At 72.4% G+C, this 16,948-nt stretch carries 18 protein-coding genes; 16 read left to right on the forward strand and 2 right to left on the reverse strand.

What is annotated here, in order from left to right:
* Positions 1-138 precede the first annotated feature (138 nt).
* The 4 genes from AB0G01_RS26110 (at position 139) to AB0G01_RS26125 (ending at position 3,096) form a co-directional block, all read left to right on the forward strand.
* Complete coding sequence (locus AB0G01_RS26110) at positions 139-1,008, forward strand: hypothetical protein (RefSeq protein WP_360950094.1); 870 nt, start codon at positions 139-141, stop codon at positions 1,006-1,008.
* Positions 1,009-1,204: 196 nt separating this feature from the next.
* Positions 1,205-1,459 (forward strand): hypothetical protein, encoded by a 255-nt coding sequence (locus AB0G01_RS26115; protein ID WP_360950097.1) that lies wholly within the window; start codon positions 1,205-1,207, stop codon positions 1,457-1,459.
* Between the two features lie 166 nt (positions 1,460-1,625).
* On the forward strand, positions 1,626-2,117 hold the full coding sequence (locus AB0G01_RS26120; RefSeq protein WP_360950100.1) for a metallophosphoesterase family protein: 492 nt from the start codon (positions 1,626-1,628) through the stop codon (positions 2,115-2,117).
* Between the two features lie 109 nt (positions 2,118-2,226).
* Positions 2,227-3,096 (forward strand): AraC family transcriptional regulator, encoded by an 870-nt coding sequence (locus tag AB0G01_RS26125; protein WP_360950103.1) that lies wholly within the window; start codon positions 2,227-2,229, stop codon positions 3,094-3,096.
* A 48-nt stretch (positions 3,097-3,144) separates the two neighbouring features.
* On the opposite strand, the gene AB0G01_RS26130 is transcribed toward AB0G01_RS26125, so the two are convergent.
* The gene (locus AB0G01_RS26130; RefSeq protein WP_360950106.1) at positions 3,145-3,741 is read right to left on the reverse strand and encodes an XRE family transcriptional regulator; all 597 of its coding nucleotides are present in this window, start codon (positions 3,739-3,741) and stop codon (positions 3,145-3,147) included.
* Between the two features lie 91 nt (positions 3,742-3,832).
* Between AB0G01_RS26130 and AB0G01_RS26135 the strand changes: the two genes are divergently transcribed.
* The 3 genes from AB0G01_RS26135 (at position 3,833) to AB0G01_RS26145 (ending at position 6,320) form a co-directional block, all read left to right on the forward strand.
* Positions 3,833-4,513, forward strand: a complete 681-nt coding sequence (locus tag AB0G01_RS26135; protein WP_360950109.1) for a class I SAM-dependent methyltransferase — start codon at positions 3,833-3,835, stop codon at positions 4,511-4,513.
* Positions 4,514-4,879: 366 nt separating this feature from the next.
* Complete coding sequence (locus tag AB0G01_RS26140) at positions 4,880-5,413, forward strand: hypothetical protein (protein WP_360950112.1); 534 nt, start codon at positions 4,880-4,882, stop codon at positions 5,411-5,413.
* 76 nt (positions 5,414-5,489) lie between these two features.
* Complete coding sequence (locus tag AB0G01_RS26145; protein WP_360950115.1) at positions 5,490-6,320, forward strand: aminoglycoside adenylyltransferase domain-containing protein; 831 nt, start codon at positions 5,490-5,492, stop codon at positions 6,318-6,320.
* 18 nt (positions 6,321-6,338) lie between these two features.
* On the opposite strand, the gene AB0G01_RS26150 is transcribed toward AB0G01_RS26145, so the two are convergent.
* Entirely contained in the window at positions 6,339-7,091 is a 753-nt protein-coding gene (locus tag AB0G01_RS26150) for a helix-turn-helix domain-containing protein (RefSeq protein WP_360950118.1), read from the reverse strand.
* Between the two features lie 844 nt (positions 7,092-7,935).
* Here AB0G01_RS26150 and AB0G01_RS26155 point away from each other — a divergent pair.
* From AB0G01_RS26155 to AB0G01_RS26195, 9 genes are all read left to right on the forward strand, one after another.
* Positions 7,936-8,793: a fumarylacetoacetate hydrolase family protein gene (locus tag AB0G01_RS26155; RefSeq protein ID WP_360950121.1), complete on the forward strand. Its 858-nt coding sequence runs from the start codon at positions 7,936-7,938 to the stop codon at positions 8,791-8,793.
* 63 nt (positions 8,794-8,856) lie between these two features.
* Positions 8,857-9,744, forward strand: coding sequence for a hypothetical protein (locus AB0G01_RS26160; RefSeq protein ID WP_360950124.1), 888 nt, complete (start codon positions 8,857-8,859; stop codon positions 9,742-9,744).
* Between the two features lie 69 nt (positions 9,745-9,813).
* On the forward strand, positions 9,814-10,842 hold the full coding sequence (gene dmpG / locus AB0G01_RS26165) for a 4-hydroxy-2-oxovalerate aldolase (RefSeq protein ID WP_360950126.1): 1,029 nt from the start codon (positions 9,814-9,816) through the stop codon (positions 10,840-10,842).
* A gap of 128 nt (positions 10,843-10,970) precedes the next feature.
* Complete coding sequence (locus AB0G01_RS26170) at positions 10,971-11,768, forward strand: CoA ester lyase (RefSeq protein ID WP_360950129.1); 798 nt, start codon at positions 10,971-10,973, stop codon at positions 11,766-11,768.
* A complete protein-coding gene (locus AB0G01_RS26175; protein ID WP_360950132.1) occupies positions 11,765-12,310 on the forward strand; it encodes a MaoC family dehydratase in 546 nt (181 codons plus the stop codon). Before AB0G01_RS26170 ends, AB0G01_RS26175 begins: the two co-directional genes overlap by 4 nt.
* 21 nt (positions 12,311-12,331) lie before the next feature.
* Entirely contained in the window at positions 12,332-13,507 is a 1,176-nt protein-coding gene (locus tag AB0G01_RS26180; RefSeq protein WP_360950135.1) for a GNAT family N-acetyltransferase, read from the forward strand.
* Between the two features lie 96 nt (positions 13,508-13,603).
* Positions 13,604-14,491, forward strand: coding sequence for an ABC transporter ATP-binding protein (locus AB0G01_RS26185; RefSeq protein WP_360950138.1), 888 nt, complete (start codon positions 13,604-13,606; stop codon positions 14,489-14,491).
* Positions 14,466-15,215, forward strand: a complete 750-nt coding sequence (locus AB0G01_RS26190; RefSeq protein WP_360950141.1) for an ABC transporter permease — start codon at positions 14,466-14,468, stop codon at positions 15,213-15,215. The genes AB0G01_RS26185 and AB0G01_RS26190 overlap by 26 nt, the downstream gene beginning before the upstream one ends.
* Positions 15,216-15,284: 69 nt before the next feature.
* Positions 15,285-16,829, forward strand: coding sequence for a Gfo/Idh/MocA family oxidoreductase (locus AB0G01_RS26195; RefSeq protein ID WP_360950144.1), 1,545 nt, complete (start codon positions 15,285-15,287; stop codon positions 16,827-16,829).
* Positions 16,830-16,948: the final 119 nt, after the last annotated feature.

Consider the following 16,948-nt stretch of genomic DNA (forward strand, 5'->3'; position numbering starts at 1 on the left):
TCGGATGCGAGAAAGAGCGGCCGAGGTCTTCCGGTCGGGTCGACCGTGCTCGTCGCCTGAATCGCCGGCGGCTCCGGTCCGAATTCTTCCCGGGTTTTCCGCGCAGCTCATCCCCTATCACCAGGAAAAGAAGTCGTCATGAGCCACACCCGCACGATCGTCCGCACCCTGCTCGGTGCCACCGTGCTGACCGGAGGGCTGATCGCCCTCCCGCCGGCGGCCCAGGCCATCACCATCCCGGTGGCGTGCGGCGAGAACGCCCTGGTCGCGGCGGTGAGACTGGCCAACACCACCCCCACGGCGGACACCCTCGTGCTCGCGCGCGGCTGCACCTACCGCATGACCACCGGGCACGGTGGCGCGTCGAACGCGCTGCCGGTGATCACGACCCCGATCGAGATGGTCGGACCGGCCACCGTCACCAACGCCTCGTTGCTGGGCCTCGGGCTGTTCCGGATCGCCGAGGTCGGCCGGACCGGCAGCCTGACGCTCACCACCGGCGTCGCCTTCACCCGGGGGAACGTGCTCGGTGACGGCGGCGGCATCCTCAACCGGGGCGCGGTCACCTTGACCGGGAGCACCCTGGCCGGCAACACCGCCTCGGGTGACGGCGGCGGGCTCGCCAACGCCGACACCCCGTCCGGCACCGCACCCGCCGCGACGTTCACCAACAGCCCGGTGACCGGCAACACCACCCTGCTCGGCGACGGTGGCGGTCTCTACAACGGGCTGCGCGGCACGCTGACCGTCACCGGCGTCTCCGGGAGCCCGTTGTTCATCACGGGCAACTCCGCCGGCCGGGGCGGCGGTATCGCCTCGCTCGGTTCCACCGCCACGACGCTCACGCAGACCGCCGTGACGAACAACCACGCGCTGCTGCTCCTGGGTCACTCCGGCGGCGTCCACCGCCAGGGCGGCACGATGACCACCACCAGTGCGCCCATCAGCGCCAACACCCCGAACAACTGCGTCGGCAGCACCCCTGCGGTCCCCGGCTGCACCGGCTGACCGGCCGCACGCCACGCGGTTCCCGGGGCCGGCCCCGCACGACGGGTTCGGCCTCGACGCCTGCGGGCGCGCGGGTAATTGCCGACGTGGCAGCGGAAGCCGCCGGCCGGCAACCCCTCGGCCGGGCGACGCGCTCCACGAGCATGACCCTGCCCGACGTCCGACCAGGACGAGCGGGACCGGAACGGGGGACGGCGTGGCGAAGGTGCTCGACCTCTGGCGCTCCGGTGTCGGGCAGGTCCCGGGGGACGTCTGGCAGCGGGTCGACCTGCCGTCGCTCACCGACTTCCTCTACCCGCACGACAACCGGTTGAGCGCGTTGCCCGAATCGCGGGGAGGGCTGAGCGGCCCGCGCTACCGCAACGTCGGCGAGAACGCCCCGACCCGGCTCCCGGAGTCCACCGGCGACTGGTCGAACCGCGGCACCTCGACCTCCGCGAGAACGCGCTGACCGAGAGTCCGCATGCCCGCGTTAGCGAAGCTGGACCTCCGCTGGAACGAGGTCGAACCCCGCCCGGCACGTCCTGGAGGGCCTGACCCGGAACGGGTGCGCGGTCCTCAGGTGACCGGCGGTGCCCTGTTCTGACGACGTCGCCGGTGACGGGCATGATGGTGCGGTGCGAGTCGTGGTCCTGTCCGACACCCACGCGCCGCGCAGGTGGAAGGCGTGCCCGCCGAAGGTGGCCGAACACCTGGCGGGTGCCGACCTGATCCTGCACGCCGGTGACGTGTGCGTGCCCGCTGTGCTGGACGAGCTGTCGGCCTACGCCCCGGTGCACGCGGTGTGCGGCAACAACGACGGTCCCGATGTCGTCGCGTGGGGTGCTCCGGAGACGGTGGAACTGGACCTGGCGGGACTGCGGGTCGCGATGATCCACGACAGCGGCCGGAAGGACGGCCGGGCGGCCCGGCTGCGCCGGAGGTTCCCGGACGCGGACCTGGTGGTGTTCGGCCACTCGCACATCCCGCTCGACCTCACCGAGGCGGGCGTGCGGATCTTCAACCCCGGCTCGCCGACGGACCGCCGGCGGCAACCGCACGGCACGCTCGGGCTGCTCACCGTCGAGGGCGGCCGGTTGGTGGCGGCCGAGATCGTGCCCGTGGACTGAGCCGCGGCGTCGGACGGTCACCGGGGCGTGGTCGGATGACCGGACCGGACCGCGACGATCGGGCGCGGTGGGGGTGCCGTCCGCCAGAGTCGACGTCGAAGGAGGCCTCGTGATCTCGGCACTCAACCGGCTCGTCGACCTGGTCGAAGAGCACCTCGGCGAGGAGACGGACGTCGACGGGCTGGCGGCGGCGGTCGGCACGACCGGTCACCACCTGCGCCGGATGTTCTCGTCGTTGGCGGGCATGCCCCTGTCGGAGTACGTGCGCCGGCGGCGCATGACCGTCGCCGCGGCGGACGTGGTCCGGGGTCGGGACGACCTGCTGGGCATCGCCGTCCGGTACGGGTACGGCTCGACCGAGGCGTTCGGCCGCGCGTTCCGGGCGGTGCACGGCACCGGTCCCGGTGACGTCCGCCGCACCGGAGGCCCCCTTCGCACCCAACCGCAACTCAGGTTCCGCCTGACCGTCGAAGGGAAGGTCCCCATGGACACCCGCATCGTCGACCGCCCCGCGTTCCGGCTCATCGGGCACGCGGCCCGGGTCCCGCTCGTCCACCAGGGCGTCAACCCGCACATCCAGCGGCACATCACGGCCCTGCCGCCGGAGGAGCACCTCCGGCTCAAAGCCCTCGGCGACACCGAACCCCCGGGGCTGTTGCAGGTCTGCGACGACCTCGACCCGGACAGCACCGAGGGCAGTGAGCTGACCTACCTGCACGGGGTCGCGGTGTCCGGGGGCACGGCGTCCCCCGGCGACCTCGACGCCATCGAGGTGCCGGCCGGCCGGTGGGCGGTCTTCCGCGCCTCCGGGCCGTACCCGAGGACCCTCCAGGAGACCTGGGCCGCCACCGCCACCGAGTGGTTCCCCGCCAACCCGTGGCGGCTGCGGCCGGGGCCCTCGATCGTCGCCGTCCTCGAACGCGCGGACGACTTCAGCACCGCCACCTGCGAGCTGTGGCTGGCCGTCGAACCCGCGTGAGCCCGTCGCGGTGCGAAGGCGGGGGCAGGCGGGGGAGTCGCGGCCCGGCTACCCCGCCGGCCGGGCCGGGGACACCGCGCGCACGTGCACGCGCTCGCCCTGCCGGCCGATGAGGCTCAGGTACTCGACGGGGCCGGCGCTCGTGGCACCGAACCAGTGCGGGGTGCGGGTGTCGAACTCGGCCACCTCGCCGGGGCTCAGGATCAGGTCCTGGTCACCGAGGACCAGCCGGAGCGTGCCGTTGAGGACGTACGCCCAGTCGTGCCCCTCGTGGGTGCGCAGGTCGGGTTCGGCCGCGTCGTCGCCCCTCGGGAGGACGAACTTGTAGGCCTGGATGCCACCGGGCCTGCGGGTCAGCGGCAGGACGGTCACCCCGTCACCGCAGGCGATGGGGCGCAGGCTGATCCGGGGGTCGCCGGTGGGCGGCGCGTCGACGAGTTCGTCGAGGGTCACCCCGTGGGCGCGGGCGAGGGGCAGGAGCTGTTCGAGCGTGGGCCGCCGCAGGCCGGCTTCCAGGCGGGAGAGGGTGCTGGCGGAGATGCCCGTCGCCGCCGCGAGGTCGGCCAGGGTGTTGTCGCGGCGCTGCCGCAGCCGCTTCAACCTCGGTCCGACGGCGTCGAGCGTGCGGTCCACGGCCTCGTCCATGGCCCCAGCTTGCCATTCGGCAACAAGTTTTGCCGGAACGCTCCTCCCGGGGTCACCATCGGGGTCGGCCGAGCGACGGGGAGGACGACCGATGACCCACGGGTTCGACAAGGAGTACTGGGAGCGGCACTGGCGGGGGAGCGCCGGCGGACCGGGGACCGCGGGCGGGCCGCCGCCGAACCCGTACCTCGCGCGCGAGCTCGGCGAGCTGGTGCCGGGCACGGCGCTGGACGCCGGGTGCGGCGCGGGGGCCGAGGCGATCTGGCTCGCTTCGCGGGGGTGGCGGGTGACGGCGGCCGACATCTCGTCGGAGGTGCTCGCGCACGCCGCCGAGCGCGCGGGGGCCGTCGGCGCGGGCGACCGGCTGCGGTGGGTGGAGGCCGACCTGGGCGTCTGGCACCCGGCCACCCCGTTCGACCTGGTGACCACCCACTACGCCCACCCGGCGATGCCGCAGTTGGAGTTCTACGACCGCATCGCCGGGTGGGTCGTTCCCGGCGGCACCCTGCTGATCGTCGGCCACCTCCAGCACGACCGCGCCACCGGTCAGCACGGCCACGGCCACGGCCACGGCCACGGCCATGGGCACGGGCACGGCGGCCAGCACCCGCCCGCCGAGGCGTCGGTCACCGCTGCGGCCATCACGGCGCGACTGGACGAGGAGGTCTGGGAGATCGTCACCGCCGAGGAGGGTCGGCGGACCCTGGCCGACGGCAAGGGCGGGGAGACCCCTCTCCACGACGTCGTCGTGCGGGCCACCCGCCGCCGGTAACCCGCAGCAGAGCATTGTTCGATTTCCCGGTCGACGCCGAAAGGCGTCGACCGGGCGAACGGGGGTACCTACCGCAACGGCCGGCACCACCTGTCGATAACGGCCGCGGTACGGGGTGAAAAGGCCACCGGTGCGTATTCGCGCAGAGCCGCGTTCGGCCGCTCGGCTGATTAAATTAACACCTGGTGAGCGCGGCCGGGCGCGCTGGCCCGCATAGTCCCTGGTCACGTCTCCCGACCTGATCATCATGCCCGGAGGGCGGGCCGGCCGACGCCTGTTGAGCGGGGTCCGGGCGATTCGCTAGCGTCGAATGCGCCCGGCGTGCCCTGCAACGCGTCGGGTCCCTGCAATGAAAGGAAGAGCAACGTGAAGAAGTTGTTCTTGATACCCGCCCTGCTGGCGATGGTGGTCGCCGTTCTCGTCGCACCGAACTCCCACGGCTCGTTCGTCGTGGAAGGTCACGCGACCAGCGCCGCCGAGGTCGCGGGAGCGCCCTCGGGGCTGCTGTCCGCCGCCCCGGCGGCGGGGTGGCCCGTGCCGCGCGCCCGGACCTACCGCATCCTCAGCTCCTGCTCGCCGTACGCGGCGGCCATCCGTCAGGGCGCGCGGGCCTGGAACGGGATGACCGAGAGCGCCGGCGGCACCCCGGTCGAGTGCCGCAACGGCTACATCGCCGACTGCGGCGGCGGTGGCCGGGTGGTCGGCTGCAACTGGGGCCAGGGCCAGCGGATCGCCCTCTACATGGGCGGCGTGAACGACGACGCCCTGCTGGCGGCCCACGAGTTCGGCCACGACTGGTACGGCCACTCCGGCCACCAGTGCGCGGGCTGGGGCAGTCCCCAGGAAGTGATGGCACCGACCATGTGCAACTACGGCGGCACCACCCCGTTCGAGAGCTGATCCGCTGACGCGGGGAGCGTCCGAAGCGGGCGCTCCCCGCGCAGGGGCGATGCGATCGCGGTGCCAGACTGGGTGGATGCTTCCCCACGACGCGGCCCGCGCCACAGCGCACTACCTCGCCGTCGCCGATCGGTTGTTGCCGAAGAAGATCACCGGGTTCTACGTCGTCGGCTCGGCCGCCCTGGGTGCCTGGCAGCCGAGGTGCAGCGACGTCGACTTCATCGCCGTGGTGGCCGGCGGCCTCGACGACGGGCAGGTGCGCCGGCTGCGCGCCCTGCACCTGCTCGGCAACGCGCCGGCGGCCGGGCGCTCGATCGCGAGGATCGACCCGACCCTCCCCGGCACGGTGAACGGCGCGTTCGTCTCGGCGGCCGACCTCGCCGAGCCGGTGACCCGGATCGACCCGCTGGCGTCGCACAGCGGCTGGTCCTTCCACCGCGGTCGCGCGTTCGAGGTGAACCCGGTGGTGTGGAAGGTGCTGCGGGACGGCGGGATCGCGCTGCGCGGACCGGCACCGGCGGGCCTCGGGCTCGACCCGGAACCGGACCGGCTGCGCGCGTGGAACCTCGACCAGCTACGCGGCCACTGGCGGTCCTGGGCGAACCGGCTCCTGTCCGGCCAACCGCGGCGCAAACCGCTGGTGCCGGCCCACCGGCTGGCCGTCTCCCGGGTCCTCGGCCCGCCCCGGCTGCACCACACGGTCGTCACCGGCGAGGTGATCTCGAAGGAGGCCGCCGCCGAGTACGCGCTCGACACCTTCGGGCACCGCTGGCAGCCCCTCGTCCGCGCGGCCCTCGCCCAGCGCGGCGGCCCGCCGGTGCCCGACCCGCCGGCACCCGGTGACCTCCTCCGGCTGGCGGGCGAGTTCACGCTGGAGGTCGTCGCCGACGCCGAGCGGCGACCGTGATCCCGGGGGACCGCCGGGTCAGCTCCGCACGTCGCGGAACCAGTCGTCGCGGAACTTCCCCGGCGGGCGGCCGTACCGCGCGCTGAACGCCCGGCTGAAGATCGACGCCTGCGCGAAACCGTTGCGCTGACCGATCTTCCGGATCGGCCACGACCGCAGCGCCGCGTCGCGCAGGTCCCGCTCGGCGTTCTCCAGCCTGCGGTGGCGAATCCACGTCGACGGCGTGCTGCCCTCGACGCGGAACAGCCGCTGGAGGTGGCGCACCGAGATGTGGTGCCTCGCCGCGACCCGGCTCGGCGACAGCGCGGAGCTGCCCAGGTGGCGGTCGATGTAGGCCCTGATCCGCGCGGCCAACTCGTGCTGCCGCGCGGCCGGATCGGCTCCGGGCACCGGGAAGTGCCGCTCCAGCACGGCGGCGGCCAGGTGCAGCGCGGCTTCACCGGTCCGGGTGGCTTCCGACGCGCTCAACCCCGGTGCCCGCGTGGTGGCCTCGACGAGGAGGTCGCGCAGCAGGGCACCGGTTCCGGTGGCCTCGCCGAGCCCGGGGCGGTCCTCCTCGACGAGCGCCGGCGACGTCGGGTCCGGGAACACCATCACGAGCGCGACGACCTCGCGGTCACCCGAGCACGGCCGGAGCACCAGTGGGTGTGCGGCGTCGCACAGCGCGAGCTCCTCGGTGCCCACCAGGACGGCGCGGCCCCCGCGCCCGGCCGAGAGCACACCGCGCAGGCCCAGCACGAAGGCGCGGTGCCCCGGTCGGGCCCCCAGCACGTGCGGATTCCCCCAGGGAGCGCGGAAAACGACTTCGTGCACGATGACGTCACCCAGCTCGGTAGTCCGCACCCGAGGTTCGGCACGACGAGCCCGCACGGGGCCCGAACCCGTGCGGGGACTGGGCATCCGGACCACCGCGTCGCCCGCGCCCGCCCTCCCGCGCGGCTGGACCCGGTTCCCCGCCGATGTCCCCCCGACATCCACTGCCATCAACGAACCTCCCCCGCTCACTGTCGCCCGCCGGCGGTGCGATCGCTCAGGAGAGCCGGTGTACACGGGTGAAGCGGAAATGCCGTCCACCCGTGCGCGGCATTTCCACCACAGGATCGCCCGTGCGACCTTCCCCCGTGTCGCGCGCTCACCGTGAAGCCGGTGCGGCGTCGCCGGCCCGTACGTCGTGGCGCGGCAAGAACATTTCCGACGTCCGGACAAAGGAGCCGGTACGTCACTTCCCCCTTGGTGACGCGCGTCAACTCACACGCGTACGGCCCGAAGTTAGCACCACCCGGGCGCACCGTCTGAGGTCTGTTCGAGTGAACGGGTTGCCGCAGTTGAACAAACCGCCGCGCCCCGTGGCCGGCCGGCTCCGACGCTGCTCACCGCCACGCGCGCTGCCTCCGCGCCACCTGGTCGACCCCCTGCGACAAGCGCGCCGTAAGCCAACGTTCGCGTCGCGTCCGGTCAATGACACGGCCGAATCGCCATGCCAGACTGAGTCATCCACGTACGGATTCCCATTGCCGCAAAGAATTTCCGGGGGAGCGGGCGGCTGTTCGACGTGCGTTCCAGGGGAAATGCGGGGCGTGGTCCCGATCGCCAGGCGAAGGAAGTGACCTGTTCCATGGAGAACATTTCGACCACCTCGTTCCGCCGGGCTTTCGACGCCCGGGGTGCTGTGTCACCGCAACTCGCCGAAGCCGCCGACCTCCTGCACGAGGCGGGGGTCAACGGCACGCAGGTCGAGGCGGACGACCTGGCGAAGTTCGACGGTCCCGGACTCGACGCCGCCGGACTCGACGGGGCGTACGCGGTGCAGCACCTGAACATCCGGCGGCGGATCGACGCGGGCGCGGTCGTGCGCGGCCACAAGGTCGGGTTGACCTCGAAGGCGATGCAGGAGCAGTTGGGCGTGACCGAGCCCGATTCCGGCATCCTGCTCGACCGGATGCTGATCCCGAACCACGCGACCGTGGCCGCCGGCTCGCTGTTCCAGGCGCGGGTCGAAGCGGAGTTCGGCGTCGTGGTGGGGACCGACCTCGCCGCCGACGACGGCCCCTGGGACGAGGCAGGGGTGCGCGAGCACCTCTCGGGGACGTTCCTGGCGCTGGAGATCCTCGACACGCGCTACCCGAGCTGGCTGATCACGCTGTGGAAGAGCATCGCCGACAACGCCTCGTGCGCCTCGGTGGTGACCGGGCCGGTGACCGGCGCGGTGCCGGCCGACCGGCTCAAGGACCTGCGGATCGACCTCCTGGTCGACGGGGTCGAGGTGGCCGGCGGTGCGGGGGAGGCGGTCCTCGGCGACCCGATCCGGTCGGTGGTCTGGCTCGCGGAGCGCCTCCGCCGCTCGGGCCTGGGCCTGCACCGGGGCGACCTGGTCATCACCGGCGCGGTGCACGCCAGCGTCGGCCTCGACGGTGCGTCCGAGGTGCGGGCGCGGTCGGGGGAGCACGAGGACGTCGGCGTCCGACTCGGGTAGCGGCCCGCGTTCCGCGGGTCCGGGCTCCGGGCACTCGCCACCACCCAACCCCAGGAGAGGGCTATGCGGGCATTGAGCGTTGCGATAGTCGGTGCCGGACTCATCGGCATGGACCTGTTCCACCGCATTCGCGAGGACGACGGCATCCGGGTGGGCATGGTCATCGGGCGCTCCCCCGGCAAGCGGCTCGACCGGCTGGCGGCGGACGGGTACCGGGTCTCGGAACGGGGCCTGGTCAAGGAGCTCGACGACGGTGCCGAATTCGACGTCGTCTTCGACGCCACCGACGCGCGGTCGCACGTCGACCACTGGGCGCGGGTGCGCGGGACGAACGCGCTGATGGTCGACCTCACGCCGAGCCACGTGGGCACCCCGGTCGTCCCGGTGGTCAACATCGACCAGGTGGGGCGCAGCGGGAACATCAGCATGGTGAGCTGCGCCGGACAGGCGTCGATCCCGGTCCTGCACGCGCTGGCCGCGCGCCTGGGCCCGGACTACGTCGAGGTGAACGCCACGGTGGCGAGTTCGAGCTTCGGCCCCGGAACCCGGCGCAACGCCAACGAGTTCGTCGAGAGCACCCGGGACGTGATCCGGGAGCTGACCGGCGTGCCGATCGCCAAGTTCATCGCGGGCGTGAGCCCGGCCAGGCCCGCACCGGACTTCCGCCTCAGCGTGTCGCTGGCCGGCGTCCGGCGGCCGGCCTCGGACGCGGAGCTGGCCGCCCTCGTCGAGTCCACCCAGGACACCGTGCGCGCCTACGCGCCGGGGTACGCGGCGCGAGTGGTGGACAACGACGGGGACGTCGTCACCGTCGACGTGCGGGTGCGGGCGGTCGCGCCGACCCTGCCGGGCTACGCGGGGAACCTGGAGATCACCAACGGAGCCGCGCTCCAGGTCGTCCGGCTCTACCGGAGCCTGTCCCGGCGCGGAGCGGAGAGCCCGGCGCGCTGACGCCCCCTCCCGCGCACCGCCGGAACCCGGGCGCGGCAAGCGGATCCCGACAGCGAGGAGCGATCGGTCATGAACGGTGCCCCGGCGATCGGGCTGGACATCACCCTGTACGACGTCACGTTGCGCGACGGTCAGCACGCCGTCGCCCACCAGTTGAACGAAGAGCAGATCTTCCGCTACGCCGCCGCAGCGGACCGGGCCGGCGTGCCCGTCGTCGAAGTGGGGCACGGCAACGGTCTCGGCGCGTCCTCGTTGCAGATCGGGCGGGCGCTGACGACCGACCGCGCGATGCTGGAGACGGCGCGGCGCGCGCTCACCGGTGCGAAGCTCGCCGCGTTCCTGTGCCCCGGCCTGGGCACGTTCGGCGACGTGGACCTGGCGCGGGAGTGCGGGGTCGACGTCCTGCGGCTGGGCGTGCACTCCACCCTGGTCGACTTCTCCGAGAGCTACGTGGAGAAGATCCTCCAGAGCGGGCTCGACTGCCACGCCGTGATGCTCATGAGCCACATGGCGAGCGCGGACCGCCTCGCCCGCAGCACCGCCCTGCTGGCCGGCTACGGGTGCACCGCGATCGGGATCATGGACAGCGCCGGGTACCTGCTCCCGCACGAGGTGGGCGAGCGGATCGCGGCGATGGCGCGCGCCGCGCCGAACGCGGCGATCTCCTTCCACGCTCACAACAACCTCGGCCTGGCCACGGCCAACTCGATGGCCGCGATCGAGGCCGGCGCGACGATCGTCGACGCGAGCGCCCGGGGGTTCGGCGCGGGTGCCGGGAACGCGCAGCTCGAAGTCGTCTGCGCGGTCGCGCAGCGCCTCGGCAAGCGCACCGGCGTGGACCTCAACCGGTACCTCACCGCCTCGGAGCTCGCCGCGGCCGAGCTGGTGGAGTCGTTCCCGCTGATCGACTCGGTGAGCCTGGTGAGCGGGCTCGCCGGGGTGTTCTCGGGGTTCAAGCGGAAAGTCCTGAAAGCGGCGGACGACTACGGGGTGAGCCCGTGGGACATCTTCTTCGAACTGGGGCGCATGCAGGCCATCGCCGGCCAGGAGGACCTGATCCCGGAGGCCGCCGGCCGCGTGCGCAAGACCGCGTCCTGACCGCTCGTGCCGAATGAGGGGTGCCACCGTCCATGCCATCGACACCGACACCGACACCGACACCGACACCGACACCGACACCGACAACCGTCCACCGCGACCGGCGCAGTTGCCTGCTGACCCCGGCGTTGCGCACCGATCGCTACCTGAGCGCGTTGACCTGCGGCGCGACCGTCGCCCTGGTCGACCTGGAGGATTCGGTCATCCCCGCGAAGAAGGAGGAGGGGCGTCGGCTGGCGCGCGACTTCTTCACCGCGCCGGCCGCGTCGAAGACCCTCCGGGGCGTGCGGATCAACCCGCTCACCACCGGCTTCGGCCTCCAGGACGTCGTGGAGATCAGCCGGTGGGAGACCCGGCCGCAGGGCATCCTGCTGCCCAAGGCCGACTCGCCGCGCGATTTCGACGTCCTCGCCGAGATCCTGGACGACGAGAACTACACGCCCGAGCTGTACGCCCTGGTGGAATCGGCCCGCGCGGTCGAGGAGGTCTCGGCGATCGCCGCCCACCCCAGGGTCGCCGGGGTGGCCTTCGGTGCCGCCGACTACGCCATCACCACCGGCGCGAGCGTGCGCTCGCCGTCGATGCTGACCGTCCGCCTGCTCATCGCCAACGCGGCGCGCCGGCACGGCAAGATCGCGATCGACTCGCCGTGCTTCGCGCTGGACGGCGACGAGGTGCTGCTCGACGAGTGCGCCACCGCCAAGGCCGTGGGGTTCGAGGGCAAGGGCGCGATCCACACCGACCACGTCAAGAAGATCAACGAGGCGTTCGCGCCGACCCCGGAGGAACTGGACTTCGCGCGCGCCATCGTCGACAGCGACGCGCGCGAGGTCGGGGTGCTGGAGCTGAACGGCCGCATGATCGGACCACCGTTCGTCGAGGCCGCGGTGCGCCTGGTCGAGCGCTTCGGGAAGGAGCGGGCATGACCGGCATCCCGGTGCGCGAGAGCGCTGCCCCGCAAGGGTTCCGCGACGTCGAGGGAGGCCGGTACCGCGAGGTCGTGGGACTCGGCTTCGACGACCTGCACGAGGGCATGGTGGTCGAGCACCGCCCCGGCCGCACGATCACCGAGTACGACAACGTCCTGCTCTGCGCGCTGACGGGCAACGTCGCGCCGATCCACACCGACGCGGAGTTCGCCGGGCGGTCCCCGCACCGACGACCGCTGGTGTGCGGCACGATCACGCTCGGCATCGCGGTCGGCATGACGACCCGGACGTTCAGCGGCATGACGGTGGCGAACCTGTCGCTGGACAACGCTAGGTTCAGCGCGCCGGTGTTCGCCGGCGACACCCTGTACGCGGTGAGCACCGTCACCGGTGTGCGCCGCTCGAAGTCCAAGCCGCACCTGGGGATCGTGTCCCTGCGCACGTCCGGTTTCGTCGCGGAGCGGGAAGCGCTGAGCTTCGAGCGGACGTTCGTCGTGCCGACCGACACCGATGCGCTGCGCGACCTCTTCGCGTACTGACCCGGACGAGCGAGGACCAGCATGAGCGATCTCCTGATCAAGGAAGCGTCCGACGGCGAGTGGGACGACTTCCTGGCCCTGGCCCGGCGCGGCTACGGCTACGACGTCGAGGACGCGGCACTCCTGCGGGACGTGGCCGACCGGCGGGTGGCGATCCGGTCCGGGGAGGTGGTCGGCGGCGGGTTGGGCATGGTCGTCGGCCAGTTCTTCGGCGGCCGGCCGGTGCCCAGCGCCCTGCTGGCCGCGGGCTGCCTCGCCCCGGAACTGCGGGGCAGGCGGCTGGCCGTCCAGGCCCTGGCCGAGCGGCTCAAGGTCCTCTACGCGGCCGGAGCCGTCGTGGCCTGCGCGTGGACCAGGTCGAACGAGTACGGGCGGGCCCTCGGCTGGGAGGCACCGACCACCGTGCACTCGTGGACGGTGTGGACCGACGACCTGCGCCGCGCGTTCCCCCGGCACGACCACCGGGTGACCCACGGCCGCACCGACGAGGGCGAGGAGCTGATCAACGCGGTGGCGCGGCGGTGGAACGGCTCGTTCCAGCGCCCGGCCTGGTGGAGCGACTGGAAGACCCGGCGCTTCTCGTTGGACACCTACGAGTTCCGGGGCGGCGGCGGGGACGTGCAGGGGGTGCTGTCGGTCGCGGGGGTGACCAGGGCCGAGCGGACCGAGTTGCGGGTGCACGACTTCATCGCGGAGAACCCGTCGGTCGCGTCGACCATGTTCGAGTTCCTCAGCCGGCACAACAGCCGGGCCGACTGGGTGGCCTTCCGCCGGGCCGCCCTGCCGCCCGCACCGCTGCTGCTGCACAACCTCAGCCGGTTCCGGGCGCGTGCGGAGGCGCACAACCCGTGGATGTTCCGGGTGCTGGACGTGCGGGCCGCACTCGGTCTGCGGGGCTGGCCCGAGCACGTGGACACCGCGCTGGCGCTGGAGGTCGAGGACTTCGGGGGCGCGCCCCCGGTCACGTACCTGCTGGAGTTCGCGAACGGGCGGGCCGAGGTGTCGACCACCCGCCGCCCGGCCGACTTCGCGCTGACCTGGCGGCAGTTGTCGTGCTGGTACGCCGGGGGCTACCGCTCCGCGGAATCGGCGCTGCTCGACGGGATCGCGTCCGACGGGTCCCGGTCCCGGGAGGCGGTGGCGGAGTTCGTCGCGTTGACCAGCGCGCAGGAGGTCTGGCTCGCGGACCAGTTCTAGCGGACAGCGGGAATTCGGCAGCGGGAACCTGACAGCGGGAACCGAACAGCGGGAACCGAACAGCGGGCACGACGACGGGGGATGTGATCGGGTCGGATGGCGGACGTGGTGTTTTCGGTGCGGAACCTCACCAAGTCGTACGCGGCGAGGGGTACCAGGGCGAACGACGACCTGACGTTCGACGTCGTCCGGGGCGAGATCTTCGGCGTACTGGGCGACAACGGCGCGGGCAAGACCACCCTGGTACGGCAGATGGTCGGGTTGACCGCGCCCGATTCGGGTTCCGTCGAGCTCTTCGGGCGCGACATCCGGCAGGATTTGCCGCGCCTGCGCACGACGGTCAGCTTCATGCCCCAGTCCAGCGACGCCATGAACCGCCTCACCGTGCGGGAATCGCTGTACTACATCGCACGGCTGCGGGGAGCCGGCCGCGTCGCGGCGCGGTCGGAGACCACCTCCCAGTTGGAGACGTGGCGCTTGGGCGAGTCGGCGTCGACGGAGGCGGTGAAGCTCAGCGGGGGACAGCGCCGCCTCCTCCAACTGGCCATCGCGACCACCGGTCGGCTGCCCGTGCTGGTGCTGGACGAACCGACGAACGACCTCGACCCGCTCAACCGCGAGCACGTGTGGGCCACGCTGAGCGCCCTCAACCGCGACCTCGGGACGACCGTCTTCTTCATCACCCACGACGCGGTGGAAGCCGAGAAGATCATCGACCGCGTCGCGATCATGCGCGGCGGGCGGATTCTGGCGCTGGGCGAGCCCCACGAGCTCCGGCGGGAGCAGGGGCGGCGGATCAGGGTCGCCTACCGCGACCGGTCGGCGGGCGGCGGCCTGTCCTGGCAGCGGTACGCGGCCGACATCGAAGACCTTCCCGCCATCGCGGGCTCCCTCGTCGGCGACGACGTGACGGACCTGCTGGTGCGGACCGAGACCATCGAGGACTTGTACAAGAGCTATGTCCAGAACCCGGCGCTACCTTGACCAACTGTCCATCCTCTGCCTGGTGCAACTGCGGAACTGGCGGTGGACGTGGAAACCCATGCTGGTCATGGGCATCGCGACACCCGCCTTGATCATGTTCGCGCTCGCCGCCCTGTCGGGTGATCGCGGCGGCGACGACGCGGTCCACATCGCGGGCGGGGCGATCACGCTCACGCTGATGTTCCAGAACACCAACCGGGTGGCCCAGAACTTCGCCTACATGAAGGCGATGGGCACGCTCGACCTGTTCCGGACGATGCCGGTCAGCCTGAACGCGCTGACCTACGCCACGGTGACGTCGTTCTTCTTCCTGTCGTTGCCCGGCGTGGTCGCCACGCTGCTCGTGGCCCGGCTGTTCCTGGACGTCGACGTGCGGCCGGGCCTGGTGGCCGTACCGGTGCTGCTGCTGGCCGCCTGGGCGCTGGCCGGTCTGGGCGCGGCGATCGGCGCGCTGTGCCGCAGCCCCGAGACGTCCAGCTCGGTGTCGCTCGCGACGTCGATGGCCCTGCTGTTCCTGGGGCCCGTCTACATCCCGGCGGACCGGCTGCCGGACTGGCTGACCGCGCTCAGCCACGCGAGCCCGTCGACCTACGCGAGCTCGGCGGTGCGGGCCGCGTTCTTCGGGCAGCCGACCGACGGGCTCTGGCTCGACCTGGTGGTGCTGCTCGTCTTCGGGATCGCGTTCTCGGCGCTGTCCCGGCGCGTGCTGGCATCGGCCCGGTGACCCGGCGGCCCCCCGACGTGGAGGGCGCGCCTCCCGGCACCCGGCACCGACACCGAGGGGGAAGAGCAGTTGAAGAACATCCTGTTGATCGGGGTGGGCCCGCACGCGCGGCGCAACCACCTGCCCGCTCTCCTCGACGCCCGCCGGGACGGCCTCGTGTCCACCGTGGTCGGAGTGGACCTGCTGGAGGCCGAGGCCGTCGTGGAGGGCCACCGCGCCACCGGCCCGGTCGGCGAGGTCGTCATGCACTACGTGGAGTCCTTCAGCGCCACCGAGGACACCTTGCCCGGGGAGGTGCGCGCCCTGCTGGACCGGGTCGTCCGGGAGCACTCGGTCGACGCGGTGCTGGTCGCGACAGAGCCCTCGTTCCACGTGGTGTACAGCAAATGGGCGCTGGGGGCGGGGTTGAGCGTGCTCCTGGACAAACCGCTGAGCGTGCACGCCGACAGCTCGACCGACCCCGCGCGGGCCGCGCGCATCCAGACCGACTTCGACGACCTGGCGCGGGCGTACGACGCGGCGCGGCGGGAGGACGCGGACGTCGTCGTCTCGGTGCAGTGCCAGCGCCGGTACCACCCCGCGTTCCTCGTGATGCGGGACCTCGTCGCGGAGGTCGCCGCCTACACCAACTGCCCGGTGACCTCCGTGCAGTCCTTCCACAGCGACGGCCAGTGGCGGCTGCCCGACGAGCTCCTCGACATCGGCTACCACTCGTTCGACCGGGGGTACGGCAAGGCCGCGCACTCGGGGTACCACTTCTTCGACATCGTGCCGTGGTTGATCGAGGCGGGCGAACGTCCCGGGAAGGCACTCGACTCGGTCGAGGTGCACGTCAACTCGACGCGACCGGTGGACCTGCTGGCCCAGCTCACGCACACCGACTACGACCGGCTCTTCCCCGGCTTCGCCGAGGCGGTCCGCTACCCGGAGGACGAGTTGCGCGCCGCCGTGGCGGGCTTCGGCGAGGTGGACGCCTTCGTCTCGCTCGCCTTCAAGTCGACCGGGCGGACCGTGACGCTGGGCAGCATCAACCTGGTGCACAACGGGTTCTCGCAGCGGGGCAGCTTCCTGCCCAACAGCGCCGACCTCTACAAGGGCAACGGCCGGGTGCGGCACGAGACGCACATCGTCGAGCAGGGCCCGTTCCAGGCGATCCACTTCCACTCGCTCCAGTCCCTGGACGACGACCACGGCGGGGCGGGCACGCGCGGCGGGCACGACATCGGGGAGAAGGGCCACGTGTCCCTGCACGTCTTCCGCAACGACGCCTTCAACCCGGGGTGGCGGCGCTACGAGGGCCTCGACCGCGACGCGGTGGAGCGGGCCGCCGGCGGGCACGGCGAGCCGTCCCAGTCGGCGAGCCGCAGGCGCGCGGTCCACGAGTTCCTGGAGTTCCTCAACGGCAAGCGGGACCGCGCGAGCATGGCCTCCGAGCTGCCCACCCACCGCCGGAGCTCGGCGCTGATGGCCGGCACCTACCTGTCGGCGGCGCGGCAGTGGGCGGGCCGTCCCGGCGTGGTCGCGGTGGACTTCCGGCGGTCTCCCCGGGAGCCGGGTGAACCGCACGGGGGCCTCGGCCCGGTTCCCGGGGAGGGCGGGGTGCGCCGGCCGTGAGCGCGGGCCGCCACCGTCGGTGATGCACGGGGCCGGTCGAGGCGCAAGGGTGTCCCCCGAGTGGAACCGGATCGACACGTGATCGTCGTGCTTCGATAATCCGGTCAGGTCCTAATCGG

Source organism: Actinosynnema sp. NPDC023587, from assembly GCF_040640215.1.
Classification (GTDB): Bacteria; Actinomycetota; Actinomycetes; order Mycobacteriales; family Pseudonocardiaceae; genus Actinosynnema.

Excerpts from the sequence above, each read along its gene's own strand:
- AB0G01_RS26135 (WP_360950109.1), top strand. The coding sequence starts at position 3,833 with ATGACCCACGGGTTCGACAAGGAGTACTGGGAGCGGCACTGGCGGGGG.
- AB0G01_RS26190 (WP_360950141.1), top strand. The coding sequence starts at position 14,466 with ATGTCCAGAACCCGGCGCTACCTTGACCAACTGTCCATCCTCTGCCTG.
- AB0G01_RS26155 (WP_360950121.1), top strand. The coding sequence starts at position 7,936 with ATGGAGAACATTTCGACCACCTCGTTCCGCCGGGCTTTCGACGCCCGG.
- AB0G01_RS26160 (WP_360950124.1), top strand. The coding sequence starts at position 8,857 with ATGCGGGCATTGAGCGTTGCGATAGTCGGTGCCGGACTCATCGGCATG.
- AB0G01_RS26180 (WP_360950135.1), top strand. The coding sequence starts at position 12,332 with ATGAGCGATCTCCTGATCAAGGAAGCGTCCGACGGCGAGTGGGACGAC.
- dmpG (WP_360950126.1), top strand. The coding sequence starts at position 9,814 with ATGAACGGTGCCCCGGCGATCGGGCTGGACATCACCCTGTACGACGTC.
- AB0G01_RS26185 (WP_360950138.1), top strand. The coding sequence starts at position 13,604 with ATGGCGGACGTGGTGTTTTCGGTGCGGAACCTCACCAAGTCGTACGCG.
- AB0G01_RS26175 (WP_360950132.1), top strand. The coding sequence starts at position 11,765 with ATGACCGGCATCCCGGTGCGCGAGAGCGCTGCCCCGCAAGGGTTCCGC.
- AB0G01_RS26110 (WP_360950094.1), top strand. The coding sequence starts at position 139 with ATGAGCCACACCCGCACGATCGTCCGCACCCTGCTCGGTGCCACCGTG.
- AB0G01_RS26130 (WP_360950106.1), bottom strand. The coding sequence starts at position 3,741 with ATGGACGAGGCCGTGGACCGCACGCTCGACGCCGTCGGACCGAGGTTG.
- AB0G01_RS26145 (WP_360950115.1), top strand. The coding sequence starts at position 5,490 with ATGCTTCCCCACGACGCGGCCCGCGCCACAGCGCACTACCTCGCCGTC.